Consider the following 14294-nt stretch of genomic DNA (forward strand, 5'->3'; position numbering starts at 1 on the left):
TTGGTATGACGAGATTTCGGCTCGACCCGCAGTCGTCACCGCCATCGCAAAGACCTTGGCGCTCGCTCAGTAGTGCGCGCAACGTTCCATTTTTCAGCCATCTACACAATGCGACTAGGTTCAGTCCGCAGTCGATCACTCAGGAGAAGTGTTATGAATGACCGTATCCATGAACTGCTTCATCGCAACCTTCAGGAGGTTTTCGGTGAAGGCGATGCAGCACGTCGTCGCGAGGCCATCGAGGAACTCTACACCGAAGACTGCGTGCTCTACGTGCCACCGGGCACGTTCACCGGGCACGAGGCTCTCGACAAATTCGCCGGAGATCTCTTTAGGCATCGTCAAAACATCTTGATCACGCGGATTTGGGTAAAGCTGCCGACCTTTGCGTTTCGCGAAGTGGTTGTCGCCATGTATTGCAACGTCAGCGCAGCGTCAATGCCAGGCACCATCGCGGTATAGAACGCACCGGCATTGAGCGATCGGTATCGGCTCGGGCCCCAGGGATTGTTCGAGTCGTCCTGGTACTGTTGAGCGAAGACGGTGTGCAGTCCGAATACGCCAATCCCGGTCTTGTATGCCGCCGCGCCCTCCAATCCGATCCAGTTTCCGCTGCGGAGGTCATTGTCCCGATTCTTCGTATTCAGGCCCAAGGTCACCTTTGCCGTGAGAGCGATATCCGGCGTTGGCAGGTAGGCCACTTGCACCGCCGGCCGCAGCGTATAGAAATTACCAGTGCCTATGTCGGGTGCTGGCGATGCGTTGTAGCGTCCTGTCGGAATGACGAGGGACGCGCCCAGCAATACGCGCAGTTGTTCAGTCGTATAGAGCCAGCCGCCTTGCAACTCCAGGTCCCCGATGCCCGATATGTCGCCAGTGGATCTGGCTGCCTCGCCGGCAAGGCCTGACTGATATGCCGCCCCGAACTGGCTCGCGATGGCCTGCTGTGCGGCCGCAGGGACCGCGGGATTCGCCTGCACGGCTGGCGTTGCGGCCGTTGCCCTGACCGTTTGTGTCTTGGCGCCATAGGGCAGAACGCCGCCGAACGCGAGGCGGCCGCCGCCATAGTCCGCGTCGGTAATGTAGCCAATGCCAAGGTTGAATAGCTTGAAAGTGCCTGAGGCATGGATCTGGGCGGTACTGGCGCCATACGTGGGATACGCTGTCACGGGTGTCGGGGAGGGAAGTGGAATGGCTCCGCCGGGGACCGGCTTTGTCAGTACGTTGCCGTCGTTACCGGTCACCTTCCTGATGTCGATATAAGTCGCAGCGACACCCACTGCGAGCCCGGCGGCATCCGGGGGTGTAAACATTTCCCCTCCGATGCTGCCTGCTATGTTGTACCGTACCTGGAAGTCTTCTGCGGCATGCGCGGTCATGCTGGCAAGGCAACCAATTGCCGAGAGGGAAAAACAATAAACAGAAATCTGCCGCACGAGGGTCTCCTCCTTGTCATTGAGATTGCGTGGAAAATGCCCCGTCCGCCATGAGCCATGGATTGGCTATGGAAGGTTGTCTTCTATCTACGGGGCGACTAGTGCTTCAGGCGGCCTGGACGAGGCGCATGTCGAGGCGTAGGTGTGGCGGTTCGATCAGGTCAAGGGCACGCTGGAGAATGTGCTCGGCCTGGGAGGCCGGGCCTTCGGCGAGCACGCATCGGTCCGGGCGGACCACCACCATCCAGTCGAGCGGGGCCAGTCGGGGCAACACGACCGCATCCAGCGCCTCGAGACGCCGGCCTTTGGGAGCGAGATGCTGCGCCTGAGCACGTTGGCACCATTGTCCACACCTTGCCGCCTGCGAAGGACCAGCGCGCCATTGGCTCAGGAGACAGCCGCGTCGCGGGGTCGAAGCCGAATCCGATGACTGCACATTCAAGCCCCAGGCAATCGTCGCTAAGTGTCGGGATGCCGCTTTCTGCCGGTCGGACCCAGCCCTGTGGAAAGCTCGAACCTGCACGCAGCTTCTCGGTGCCGCGCACGCGCACAAACAGACCTTTGTCGAAAGTGACCAGCATCGGATGTCCGTGGACAATTCTCGCGCTGTTGATACGCGCAAAGCGGCCGAAAGGCGGCGAACGGTATTGCACCTTGGGGACATCTGTATGCACGCCAGGTGGCAGCCGACTCTCCGGGCAAGACTCCGGCTGACGGAGTACTCCAGTCGTTTTGGGCATGAGGTCTCCAACCGCCGCGCGGTCCGTTTGTCATGGTTTTGGATTGGCGCCGTGCATGCTGGTGCCGCCAGGAAGGGGTCACGGCGCTTGCGACGTTGGCGTGTGGGGGCGAGCAACGTCACTCATCAATCTAATAATAATAGAGGTGTCAGGATGACTGATGTGTCGTTAACACCTAGGTGGTGCGGAAATGCGGGTTGGTCGCCCACCCCGCCGTGCCCAGTGTGCGGGGCGTTTCACATCTAGCGATCAAGCGATTGCACGCCGGCTGCTAAGGGCCCCGGTCCCGGGCGTGATCTTGGCCAGCGCTCTGGCCCGCACCCAGCAGCGCCACCACGAAGATATCGAGCCTGGACTACCGGCCGATGCCTTCGACCAGCGCGTAGAGCCGGGTCTGCTCGCGGATGCGCCAGGTCGATCTGCAGTGCGGGCAAACGCCAGCTCGTCTTTTTTTGATATTGACTTAAGTGTCAGGATGACGATAATGTCGTGTGAAACATCGGATGCCACCTATGGCGGCGTCCGGCATTTAGGAGACGCCATGACCCGCCCGCCCCTCAGCGTGCTGCGCACGCCGCCGGCTTTCCCCGAAAGCGCGCTGCCTGCCTTCGTACAGAAGCTCGACCGGGCAGAAGCCCTGGTCAAGGCCCAGGCGCTTGCCTTCCTGATGTTCGAGAAGCGCGACCTGCGCGCGACGGAGACCTTCCTGACGGATTTCGGCATGCGCTGCGTGTCGCGCACCGCCAGCCGGCTGTTGATGCGCGGCGCCGGCCCCCAGCCGTGCCTGATGCTGGCGACGGAAGGCCAGCGCTCGCGCTATGTCGGTGCGGCCTTTTCGGTGCGCAGCGAGGCAGACCTGGTCCACCTCGAGGCCAACGCGAATGCGCGCCGCCTGCCGGCCGACGAGATTCCAGGCGGCGGCGCCGGCGTCGAACTGATCGACCCCGCCGGGAACTTGCTGTGGCTGGTGACCGGGCAGCAGCCGGTCGACCCGCTGCCATTGCGGGACCCGCTGCATTCGCTCACCAACGACCCGGGACAGCTTCGGCGGGTGAATGCTACGGTCCGGCCTCCGCTGGAGCCCGCAGCCGTGGTCAAGCTCGGCCACGTCGTGCTCCAGACCGTCGACTTTCCCGGCATGGCGCGCTGGTATATGCGTCATCTCGGCCTGATCCCAACCGATATCCAGTATCTGGAGGACGGGTCACCCAATCTCTGCTTCTTCCGCCTGGACCTCGGCAGCGCGCCCGCGGACCATCACGCCCTGGTGCTCGCCGGCGGTATCGAGGAGAAATACGAGCACAGCGCATACGAAGTGCTTGACCTCGACGCGCTCGGCCAGGGCCACAACGTGCTGCGCGTGAACGGCCACCGCCATATGTGGGGTATTGGGCGCCATGTCCTCGGCAGCCAGCTGTTCGATTACTGGTTCGATCCGGACGGCATGGAATTCGAGCACTACGCCGATGGCGATGTTTTCACTGCCGATCGAGAAGCCCACTACGTGCCGCTGGAAATGTCCGGCATCTGGGCATGGGGCGACGACGTCCCCGCCAGCATGGGCGTCAAGCGCAATCTCGCCACGGTGTTCCGGGTTGCGCGGCTGCTGCGCGCCGGCCGGCTCTCGGCCGCGCGGCTGAAGCTGCTTGGGCGCGCGATGACCCAGGCGCGACCCTGGCTCTGAGCCTGCGCTCCCGCTCCCGTACGAACCTCCCTCACGTCAAGGAAAGAAAATGTCCGTCAAAGTCGTCCGATATATCCACGGCGGCGAGCCCGGCTGGGGCGTGGTCCATGACCGCCGCATCGCACCCCTGTCTTGCGGCTCCACCAGCACCGCCGACTTCGTCGCGAATGGCCTCGAAGCTGCGTGGCGCAGCACCCCCGACCAGGCCACGCTGCCGCTCGACGCCGTCACTCTACTGCCGCCGGTCACGTCTGACCGCCAGTTCCTGTGCCAGGGCATCAACTATGCCAGCCATGTGCGTGAGTCCGGCATGGACCCCGACAAGATCGGCTTCAACACGCTGTTCACCAAGGCCCCGTCCTGCCTTGCGCCCGCCGACGCCGACGTGGTGCGGCCGGCGCATGTGCGCCTGCTCGACTACGAAATCGAGCTCGGTCTCGTGGTGCGCAAGCCGCTAAGCGGCGCGGTCCAGGTCGGGCCGGACCAGTTGCACGAGTTCCTCGCTGGCGTGACCATCGTCAACGACATTTCGGCACGCGACGTCCAGCTGCCGCAGGCCCAGTTCTACAAGGGCAAGAGCTACCGCAGCTTCGGCCCGGTCGGACCCTTCCTGGTGCTGTTGGACGCCGAGGAATGGCGGCGCTGGCCCGAGCTCCGTATGCAGCTGCATGTTAACGGGCAGCCCCGCCAGGACGCCTACTGCAGCGACATGATCTACATGCCCCATCAGACGCTTACCGAGCTGTCCGCCCTGCACGACCTGCAAGCCGGCGATCTGATCGCCACCGGCACGCCGGCCGGCTGTGCCGCCCGTGCGCCTGGCAAGCTGGCGATGTGGGTGTTCCGGCATGTGCTGTCCGAGAGCGCGAAGTGGCGCCTCTTCATCAAGAAGGGCCTGTCGAACCCGGCTTACCTGCGGCCGGGCGACATCATGACCGCTTCGATCCGCACCGACGACGGCGCCATCGACCTGGGCGAGCAGCGCAATCGGGTGGTGGCGTCATGAGTCACAGCTATATCGCCGCCATCGACGGCTTTGGCGACGCCTTCGCGTTGGGGCTGCGCCCGGCGGCCTGCCCGCAGCCACGCCAAGGCGAGATCGTGGTGCAGGTGGAGGCAGCGGCGATCAATCCCATCGATGTGCGTCGCCGCGACGGCTATGGCAGCAGGCTCTTCTCTCTCATGGGCGCGGCGCGCATGCCGCTCGTGCTCGGTAACGATTTTGTCGGGACGGTGTGCGCGGTCGGTCGGGGTGTTACCGGGCTGCGCGAAGGCGATGCCGTGTTCGGCGCCAAGCCGCCATCGAGTGCGGGCACGCATGCCACCCATGTCACCATGCGCGCCGAACACGCTTGCCTCAGGCCGTCGTCCATCCCGGCCGCCGCCCTGGCGACGCTACCGTACAACTTCCTGACCGTGACGCGCGCGTTCGCCGACGCCGGGATCTGCCGCGAGACCGTGAACGGGCGTCCCGTGCTCGTGCACGGCGCGACCGGCGGCCTGGGCCAGATCGCAGTCTGGTCGCTGCACAGGCTGGGAGCAAATGTTACCGCCGTCGGCGGACGTAACGGGCTCGATGCCTGCCTGGCCGCCGGCGCCGCCGAACTCGTCAATCGCCACCGCCAATCACTGGCGAGCCTGCCGCGGCATTTTGCCGCCACCCTGAATTTCGCCAATTGGGACGACGAAGCGGACCTGCTGCAACTGCTGGCGCCCGACGCGGCCGGTCACGCGACCACTGTCCATCCGCTGCTCGGCAACTTTGACCGGCTGGGACTGCTCGGAGGCGGCGTGGCCACGCTGGTTGGCAAGCGTGGCAAACACGGCCTGATACCGAAGGGCGCGCGCTATGGGTGGACGACTTTCCGCCCGAACCCTTCGGCCTTGCAGGCACTGGCCGATTGCGCGACGGAGCTGGCCCCGCCTGCGGTGAAGACCTTTACGCTCAGCCAGGCCGGGCAGGCGTACCTGCACGTCGAGCAAGGCCAACCCCGGCGGGCCGTCCTGCTGCCAGGGCGACTCTAAAAAAAAGCCAATACAAGGAGACAATATGCCAGATAGCACACACGATCGCGGGACGCGTACCGGCGGCATCCGGACCCAGGCCGACATCGACGACTTCGAACGCACGCCCTGGCAGGAAAAGCTGCCCGCGCAGAACACTTACGAACTGCTGTGCCAAGCCTGCGACAGTCATCCGGACAAGACCGCGTTGCGCTTCGTCATGACCGGGGCGGCTGACGCGCCAGAATTTGTCGTCGATTACGCAACCCTCAAGGCGCGCGTGACGCAAGCGGCCAACGCCTTCCACCGCGCCGGCATTACAACCGGCACGGCGGTGACGTTGCTGCTGCCCAATCTCCCCCAGACCCATTACGCCTTGCTGGGCGCGCAGGCTGCCGGCATCGCCAGTCCAATCAACCCGATGCTGGAGGTCGACTATATCGCCGCTATCGTCAATGAGACAGGGGCGCAAGCGCTGGTCGCCTGCGCCCCTGTCTCTGACAGCGCGCTCTGGGACAAAGCCGTCGCCGTAGCCGACCGGTGCCCTTCGGTGCGGACCCTGTTCGTCGTCAGCGCTGCGCCGTATCTTCCTGCTGCGGAGCGTGCAAGGGTTGACGCGGCCTTCGACACGGCGTCAAGGCCGTGCCGCGCGGACGTGAAGATGGTCGGCTTCGACCAGGCGCTGGCGGCCGAGCCGTCGGACATGCTGGTTTCGAAGCGCCACATCCTGGCGACTGACATCTGCTCGCATTTCCATACCGGCGGCACTACCGGCCTGCCCAAAGTCGCGACACACACGCATCTCAATGAAGCCTTCGTCGCGTCGATGCTAAAGGCCCTGATCCCGTCGCCAAACACGATCCTGTGCGGCCTCCCGCTGTTCCACGTGAACGGCGCGATGATCACCGGCCTTGCCGCGTTCCATGGCGGCTGGGAGGTCGTGATGCTTACGCCCGCCGGCTATCGGGGCCAGGGCGTGATGCCGAACTTCTGGAAGCTGGTCGAACGGTTCCGCGCCACCAGCTTCAGCGGCGTGCCGACGATCTACGCCGCGCTAGCCGATCTGCCGCGGGAAGGCGCCGACATTGCCTCGTTGCGCTTCGCCTTTTGCGGCGCCGCGCCGCTGCCGGCCGAGGTCGCGCGGCGCTTCGAAGCAGCCGCCGGCATTCCGCTGTACGAGGGCTACGGTCTGACCGAAGGCGCGTGCGTCTCGGCCCTCAATCCGCCGCAGGGCGAACGTCGCCTCGGCACGGTCGGCCTGCGCCTGCCGCACCAGGCAATCGGCGTCTGGAAGGTCGACGGCTCCAGCCATGCCACCGAGCCGTGCGCGCCGGGCGAGACCGGCGTCATCGGCATCAACGGTCCGAATGTGTTTCCCGGCTATTTGCGCGAGCAAGACAATGGCGGCATCTGGCTCAATCCGGGATGGCTCAATACCGGCGACCTCGGCCATCTCGATGCCGACGGCTATCTGCATCTGACCGGCCGTGCCAAGGAGCTGATCATCCGCGGCGGCCACAACATCGATCCGGCGATGATCGAGGATGCGCTGCTGCAGCATCCGGCCGTGGCAATGGCGGCCGCGGTCGGCCAGCCGGATGCGCACACCGGGGAATTGCCAGTCGCCTACGTCACGCTCAAGCCAGGCTTCACCCCGGCTGCCGACGAACTGCTGGCGGCCGCACGCAACCTCGTGCCGGAACGCGCTGCAGTGCCAGCGCGCATCGAGATCCTGCAGGAGATGCCGCTGACCTCCATCGGCAAGGTGGCCCGGGCGGAGCTACGCATGCGCGCCGCCGAGCAAGTGTTCCGAGAGATTTTGGCGCAGGCCAGCACGGCCGCCAGCGTGCGCGTGGGACCGGATATCCGGCGCGGCACCGTCGCCTTCGTCCAATGCCCCGCCGCGGACGTGGCGCGCGTGCAGGATTTGCTCGGACGGTTTCCGTTCCCTCTCGACTTCAACTGCCCGGCGTGAACGCGCCGAGCCCCCTCCCGTAGAGAAACCGCTCATGAATACCACATTGCCCGAGCAGGTCGACGTCCTGCTGGTGGGCCTGGGTCCGGTCGGCGCAACCGCGGCCAACCTGCTGGGACGCTACGGCGTCCGTACCCTGGCCATCGACAAGGCCGCGGATATATTCACCGCGCCCCGAGCCATCGCGCTCGATAACGAAGCGCTGCGCATACTGCAGATGGCAGGGCTCGAGGACGGCGCGTTCGATACGCTGGCCATTGCCAAGGTGCAGATGCATTCGCCGTTGTTCGGCAGATACGCGCGTGCAAACACAGCGGGCACCAAGGACTGCCACCCGCAACTGGTCACGTTCTATCAGCCAGATCTCGAACGCGCCTTGCGCGCCCGCTTAAGCCGCTACCCCTGCGTGAGCATCGCTCTCGGCGCCGATCTCACCGGTTTCGACGACGACGGCGAAGCGGTGCGATGCACCGTGTGCCTTCCCGGCGGCGACACGGCCACCGTGCGCGCGCGCTATATCGTGGGCGCGGACGGCGCCAATTCTCTCGTGCGGCGCCACGCCGGCCTTGCCTTCGCCGGGAAGACCTTCACGCAGGACTGGCTGATCGTCGACGCGCTGAACGTGCCCAACCCGATCGACCACATCGAATTCCTGTGCGACCCGCGCCGGCCTACGCCGCACATGGTTGCCCCGGGCGGTAGGCAACGCTGGGAGTTCATGCTGCAGCCGGGCGAGACGCGTGAGCAGATGGAGTCGCCAGATAAGATCCGCGAATTGCTCGCCCCTTGGTGCAAGCCGGAGGACATCACGATCGAGCGCACAGCGGTCTACCGGTTCCATGCGCGCATCGTCGATCGCTTCTCCAAGGGCCGGGCCTTCCTGGTGGGCGACGCCGCGCATATCACGCCGCCCTTCGTCGGCCAGGGGCTCGTTGCCGGGCTGCGCGACGTGGCCAACCTGTGTTGGAAGCTCGCATGGGTCGTGCAGGGAAGGGCGACACCCGCCATTCTCGAAACCTACGACACCGAGCGGCGCCCACACGCCCGCTCCATCATCAATCTAGCGCTCCTGATGGGCCGGCTGGTGATGCCGGGCAACAGGCTGGCGGCATTCGCCGTCCATGGCACGATGGCGCTGATGCAGCGCATGCCCTGGGCGCGAGCCTTCTTCGAGGACCTGAAGATCAAGCCGCCCGCGCGTTTCAGGCGCGGCCTGTTTCAGCGCGGCAAGACTCGCGCGAGGCTGGTGCGCGGCGGTTTGCTGCCGCAAGGGCTTGTGCGCCGCGGGCCCGGCGCGCCCATCGTGCCGAGCGACGATGTGCTCGGGGCGCGGCTCGTGCTGGCGGGATTCGGCTGCGATCCCGCGCCGCTACTGGACCGTAGCCTCCTGGCGGCATGGCGACAGGCAGGCGGCGTCATCATGCAGCTGCGCCATTGCGGGCAAGGCGAGCATGGGCCGCAGGAGGCGCACGAACGGCACGACGGACATTCTTGGGAGGACATGTCGGACCAGCTTATCCCGGGGGCCGCACCTGTCGGCTGGATCGCAGTCGTGCGTCCCGACCGCACCGTGCTGCATGACGGCCCGCTCGAAGCTGTCGATGACATCGTCCGAGAGTCGCTTGCAATGCTGGGAGAGGGAAGCCCCTTGCCAGACAGCCTGGCTCGCGCGTTGCGCGGTGTAGGCTGACATCGGTTGGACCCGGTCGCGCCGCAGGGCGCTGCTCTACCGCCTACGTGTACATGACGAAATCGACGGGAGGCGGGCAAGTATCCATGGTGCGCGCGTAGCCAGCCTCCTGGGGAGGCAGGAGGCTGGCCCGTGCTGCGGACGGCGGGGGCTCAACAACGGGTGTCATCTCATCGCAGATTTGCGCGGTGTTCCCCCGGCGCTGACCGTGACAGGTGCTCTGGTCATCTTCGAAGTCCTGGTCCAGGCAATACCAGCGCCGCCAGGACTTTCCAGCCGAGTGTTCTCGGCGCCGCCGAAGGCGCGGGTCATTCCGGCTGGATACCGGCGGCTTTGATCACCTCAGCCCATTTCGCGGTCTCGCTTCGCACGAACCCTGCCAGCTCTTCTGGCGTCGATGGGGAGGGTTGGCCTCCTGTCCGGCTGAAGTATTCGGTAGCCTCCGGGCTCGTCAGCCCCTGTCGAATCAGCTGGCTCATACGCGCGACGACCGGTTTTGGCGTGGTGGCAGGGAAGAAGGCGGCAACCCAAGCCGTCATCTCGTACCCTGGCAGGCCGCTTTCCGCCATGGTCGGGACATTGCCGAGCAGGGGATGGCGCCTGGACGTGGTCACGGCGACTGCGCGCAGCTTGCCGTTCTGGATCAGGGGCAGGGCTGGATTGATGTCGGAAATCATGAAGTCGACCTGGTGGCCCATCAAGTCGGTCAGGGCCTGCGGCACGCCCTTGTAGGGCACGTGCAGTGCCGCTGCGCCGCTCTTCATCTTGTAGAGCTCACTGGCGACCCGGGTGGAGGAACTGCCGCTGGCGAAGGACAACTTGCCTTGCCGGTCTTTCGCCAGCGTGGTCAGCTCTGCCACCTTCTGCACCGGGCTGTCGGTTGGCACCACCAAGACCAATCCGCTCTTGGCGATCAACGACACCGGCGCGTAGTCTTTGATGGGATCATAGGGCAGCTTCCTGAAGAGGGACGCATTGGCCGCGTGGGTGGTATTTGTCGTGATGAGCATCGTGTAGCCATCTCCGGGCGCTGTCGCGACCGCCGTGGCCGCGATGAACCCGTTGGCACCGGGGCGGTTTTCCACGACGACGGACTGGCCGGTCTGGGCAGTGATGATCCGCGCGATGTAGCGCGCGGTGTTGTCCGTGCCACTGCCTGCAGGGAAGGGCACCACGACACGGATCGGTTTGGCCGGATACTCGCTCAGGCCATCTGCCCACACCAGTTGCGACGCCGCGGAGGCTGCGACTAGTCCGGACAGCAGGGCGAGCATGCGTCGCCGGGGAAATCGCTGGATCATCTTGTCTCCTCCCGTATCTTGGGATCTGATTGATTCACTTGGCCGAGCTTGCGTCAGGTCAGCGGATCGTGTGCGCGAATGACAATCAGCTCGCGCTTCCCGCCTGCCGATTCGAGGCTGAGTTCCGCACCGTCGGGAACGTAGACCCACTCCCCGGTCCCGGCGGCGAAACGCTCCCCTTCGATGCGCCCGTGGATCGTGCCGCTACGAACGAAGAGCACCTGCTCGGTCTCGCCAAGCCTGTGTGGCTCGGCGCCGCCATCTGGATCAAGGTCGACCATGTAGATGTCGAGAAACCGGGAATCGACGGTCTGGCGTGTGATGACCGGCCTGGCGAGCGCGCCACGGTAGTGCGGCAGCTCGATCGCTTCGATGCTGATTGGAACGTCGCAGACATCGGCGGCACCGGCCTGAAGGCGTGGGTCGTCCGGGCCGGTCGCGATCACCGCCGCGCTCGGGTTTTCGCTGTACGGCGGAGCGTAGACCACCATCACCTGTACCGGTTCGTCGCCGATGACCTCGAAGCGATGGAAGACGCCGGCCGCGTTGAAGCTCCAGTCCCCTGCGCGCAAGATGCGCTGTTTTCCGGGTAGTTCGCCGATACCCTCGCCGGCGAGCAGGAACGACGCCTGCTCGAGGTCCGGGTGTGCGTGCGGCAACGCGCCTTGGCCCGGGGAAATCGTGCCCAGCAGGACCTCGAGCCGGCGCGCGCCGACAGTCTCCTTGCCAATGATGCGCTGGTTCGCCGTGCCCGTGTGGTTGGCCGGTGCGTACGCGGGCACGTCGATGGCCCTCCGTACAAAGGATGATGTCATTTCGATGTCTCCTCGTTCAAATAGTGAAGTCTGTCGCTCAGCGGCGGCTGTCAGGGATGGCCAGCGCCGGGTAGTGCTCGGTCAGCTTGGCTGGAATCTCCAGATCCAGGATGAAACGGTCGCCGCGGTACCAGAACTGCCCTGCCAGAAGCACATTGCCGTCGACGTCCAGCGTCGATCGGACGATCCTGGCGATTGGCGCCCCGAAGCCATAGGCGAGATCGCGTGCCAGGATATAGTCGGCCGGCTCAACCGTCATGGTCTGCTGCATCATGCCAAGGCGGTCGCCTTCGACCTGGCGCAGCAGATGACCGAGTTTGTGTTGCTTTTCGCCACCGCGGGGAAAGCGGGCAAAGACCGACGAGGCCACATACATCTCGACCAGGCAGAAGGGCGTGCAGCCATGTACATGCAGTTTGCGCACCATCACATAGCTGTCCAGCGGCGTGCCGCGCCGGACCAGGCCCGGCCGCAACGCCACGCCCTCGCGCATTTCCAGGATGCGGATTTCCAACTCGCTGCCATGGGCCGATTCGTCATTGATGGCGGAGCGCAGCCCTTGTCCGGGTTCTGATGGCTGCTTGATGACGTGCGTGCCACGACCGCGCTGGCTGCTGACCAGCCCCTCTTCCGTCAGCGCGGCAAAGGCCTGGCGCACGGTGACTTTGGCGATCCCGTAGGTTTGCGCGAGGCTATCCACGGTTGGCAGCTGCATGCCCACCGGGTACTCGCCCGAAACGATCCTATGTCGGATGACGCTGGCCAGTTGTCGATATCGCGTCACGCCGCCGGTGCCGTCGTCGGCGAGAATGACGCTCTCGTTAGCAGCTGCGTTGGACGCATTCCTCGTCACGACAACAGCTCCCGCGGCACGCGCACCGGCATGGTCAGCAGGATCTGCGCCATGCCCTTTCCGAGCGGATCATTGCGCAGCGACGCCATGCCGCCGCCATCCAGGGCCGACTCGCAGACAAAGTTCATGGCGTCGAAGCCGGGCAGGTCATAGCATGTCACCGGCCCCTTCACCAGGTACCCAAGCCAGTCCGCCACGCGCGCCACCGTCACTTCGGCCCGCAGCACGGGCAGGTACGCCGGCCGGCGGGCGATCAGCCCGATGTTCGAGGTATCCCCCTTGTCGCCGCTACGAGCATAGGCAAGCCGTATCAGCGGAACTTCGACGGTATCGTGTTCCGCAGGGACAGCGCCCGTTTGTTCAGCGACTGCGGGTGCCGCGGGCGCGACCGGTGCCGACGGGCTGCCTGAAGGAATGGTGACGCCGCTGCGTACGCCGTCCATCACCACCGCCGGGGCCAGGGCGCTCTTGTCGAGCAGGAATGCATACTGGCGGATCGATGGCGAGGGACTGGAACGCCCACCAGCCGAGCCCGTCGTGCCCGGCGCCCAACTGGTCCCCGCCGCGGCAATTTCCCGCGCGAACAGTTCCAGCGCCGCCTTCTCGGGATGCATGACCGCCAGCCGCATCACCGCCTCGCGGGTGTGCCGGACGGCGGCATGTGGCCCAAAGCAGGACTCTGCTCCCAGCACCTCGATCCGGGTGCGACTGTAGTCCCCCCACCCGTTCTCCCCGAAAAGCTTGCGCGTGCGGGCGAGGATCGCCTCCGCCGTGCGTTCCGCCTTGGCGACCGCGTCGACGCCAACGATGGAAAGCTGCGCGTTGCAGCGAAAGCCGTCGACATAGGTGGCACAGACCTTGTAGGCATTGCTCGGGGCCCGCCCGCGTGCGCCGCTTACTTCCACCAGGTCCGGTGCGGCCTGCCGAAGGGTTACCTGCGTGAAATCGCAGGTGACGTCTGGCAGCAGGTAGGTGGCCGGGTCGCCGATCTCGTACAGCACCTGCTCGCCGACCGTCGCGGTATTGACCAGTCCCCCGGTGGCGGGGGGCTTGCCGACAACGAAGGTGCCATCGGAACGGCACTCGACCACCGGATAGCCGATGTCGTGCCAGTCCGGGACGCTTTCCCAGTCGGTATGCAAGCCGCCCGTCGCCTGGCACCCACACTCGATGATGTGGCCGGCCAGACTGCCTTGGGCCAGGCGATCATAGTCGTCCGCATGCCAGCCGAACTCGTGCATCAGCACGCCCAGTGTCACGGCACTGTCCACGCAGCGTCCGGTGATGACGATCTGGGCCCCCTGGTCCAGCGCCTGCCTGATCGGCAACGCGCCCAGATAGGCATTGGCGCTGACCACGTGCTCTGGCAAGGGGCGGCCTTGCTGCATGTCTTGCACACCGGCTTCGCGCAGCTGGGGAAGCAGGGGCATCACGTCATCGCCTTCCACCACGGCAATGCGCAGCGTCAGGCCCTGTTCCGCCGCCAGAGCGGCAATGGCCTGCGCACACCCGTGCGGGTTCATGCCACCGGCGTTGCTGACCACGCGGATCCCGCGCGCGGCGATCTCCCCGATCAGGGCCTTCATTGTCACCGTCACGAAGTCGGTGGCGTAACCCAGTTCCGGCTTGCGCAATCGGGCAGCGGCCAGAATCGACATGGTCAGTTCGGCCAGATAGTCGAACACCAGGTAATCGATATCACCGTGGCGCACAAGCTGTGGCGCGCCGACGCTGCTGTCGCCCCAGAAGCCAGAAGCACCGCCAATGCGTACCCTTTTCGCGTCCATTCCCATCTC

12 protein-coding genes and 1 pseudogene are annotated in these 14294 nt (G+C 65.3%); 5 read left to right on the forward strand and 8 right to left on the reverse strand.

Going from position 1 to position 14294, the window contains the following annotated elements:
• Positions 1-135: 135 nt before the first annotated feature.
• The 4 genes and pseudogenes from ACGLHR_RS12925 to ACGLHR_RS12940 all read right to left on the reverse strand — a co-directional run.
• Entirely contained in the window at positions 136-339 is a 204-nt protein-coding gene (locus ACGLHR_RS12925; protein WP_400094260.1) for a hypothetical protein, read from the reverse strand.
• 2 nt (positions 340-341) lie between these two features.
• Entirely contained in the window at positions 342-1436 is a 1095-nt protein-coding gene (locus ACGLHR_RS12930; RefSeq protein WP_400094262.1) for a transporter, read from the reverse strand.
• 106 nt (positions 1437-1542) lie between these two features.
• Complete coding sequence (locus tag ACGLHR_RS12935) at positions 1543-1710, reverse strand: hypothetical protein (RefSeq protein WP_400094263.1); 168 nt, start codon at positions 1708-1710, stop codon at positions 1543-1545.
• Positions 1711-2446: 736 nt separating this feature from the next.
• Positions 2447-2603, reverse strand: a pseudogene (locus ACGLHR_RS12940) (paraquat-inducible protein A); the annotation flags it as partial.
• A gap of 114 nt (positions 2604-2717) precedes the next feature.
• On the opposite strand from ACGLHR_RS12940, the gene ACGLHR_RS12945 reads away from it, so the two are divergent.
• From ACGLHR_RS12945 to ACGLHR_RS12965, 5 genes are read left to right on the forward strand one after another with little or no spacing between them, the layout of a single operon-like run.
• A complete protein-coding gene (locus ACGLHR_RS12945; protein ID WP_400094265.1) occupies positions 2718-3860 on the forward strand; it encodes a VOC family protein in 1143 nt (380 codons plus the stop codon).
• A 49-nt stretch (positions 3861-3909) separates the two neighbouring features.
• Positions 3910-4866: a fumarylacetoacetate hydrolase family protein gene (locus ACGLHR_RS12950; RefSeq protein ID WP_400094266.1), complete on the forward strand. Its 957-nt coding sequence runs from the start codon at positions 3910-3912 to the stop codon at positions 4864-4866.
• The gene (locus tag ACGLHR_RS12955) at positions 4863-5885 is read left to right on the forward strand and encodes an alcohol dehydrogenase catalytic domain-containing protein (RefSeq protein ID WP_400094268.1); all 1023 of its coding nucleotides are present in this window, start codon (positions 4863-4865) and stop codon (positions 5883-5885) included. Before ACGLHR_RS12950 ends, ACGLHR_RS12955 begins: the two co-directional genes overlap by 4 nt.
• Before the next feature lie 25 nt (positions 5886-5910).
• The gene (locus ACGLHR_RS12960; RefSeq protein WP_400094270.1) at positions 5911-7839 is read left to right on the forward strand and encodes an acyl-CoA synthetase; all 1929 of its coding nucleotides are present in this window, start codon (positions 5911-5913) and stop codon (positions 7837-7839) included.
• A gap of 34 nt (positions 7840-7873) precedes the next feature.
• On the forward strand, positions 7874-9529 hold the full coding sequence (locus tag ACGLHR_RS12965) for a bifunctional 3-(3-hydroxy-phenyl)propionate/3-hydroxycinnamic acid hydroxylase (protein WP_400094272.1): 1656 nt from the start codon (positions 7874-7876) through the stop codon (positions 9527-9529).
• Positions 9530-9837: 308 nt separating this feature from the next.
• On the opposite strand, the gene ACGLHR_RS12970 is transcribed toward ACGLHR_RS12965, so the two are convergent.
• The 4 genes from ACGLHR_RS12970 to ACGLHR_RS12985 are packed head-to-tail and all read right to left on the reverse strand — an operon-like array spanning position 9838 to position 14285.
• The gene (locus ACGLHR_RS12970; protein ID WP_400094274.1) at positions 9838-10830 is read right to left on the reverse strand and encodes a Bug family tripartite tricarboxylate transporter substrate binding protein; all 993 of its coding nucleotides are present in this window, start codon (positions 10828-10830) and stop codon (positions 9838-9840) included.
• 53 nt (positions 10831-10883) lie between these two features.
• On the reverse strand, positions 10884-11645 hold the full coding sequence (locus ACGLHR_RS12975) for a cupin domain-containing protein (protein WP_400094276.1): 762 nt from the start codon (positions 11643-11645) through the stop codon (positions 10884-10886).
• A gap of 37 nt (positions 11646-11682) precedes the next feature.
• Positions 11683-12498: a GntR family transcriptional regulator gene (locus ACGLHR_RS12980; RefSeq protein ID WP_400094277.1), complete on the reverse strand. Its 816-nt coding sequence runs from the start codon at positions 12496-12498 to the stop codon at positions 11683-11685.
• Positions 12495-14285: an acyclic terpene utilization AtuA family protein gene (locus ACGLHR_RS12985; protein ID WP_400094279.1), complete on the reverse strand. Its 1791-nt coding sequence runs from the start codon at positions 14283-14285 to the stop codon at positions 12495-12497. Before ACGLHR_RS12985 ends, ACGLHR_RS12980 begins: the two co-directional genes overlap by 4 nt.
• Positions 14286-14294 lie beyond the last annotated feature (9 nt).

The sequence above is a fragment of the Cupriavidus sp. CuC1 genome, assembly GCF_044627735.1.
GTDB lineage: Bacteria > Pseudomonadota > Gammaproteobacteria > Burkholderiales > Burkholderiaceae > Cupriavidus > Cupriavidus ulmosensis.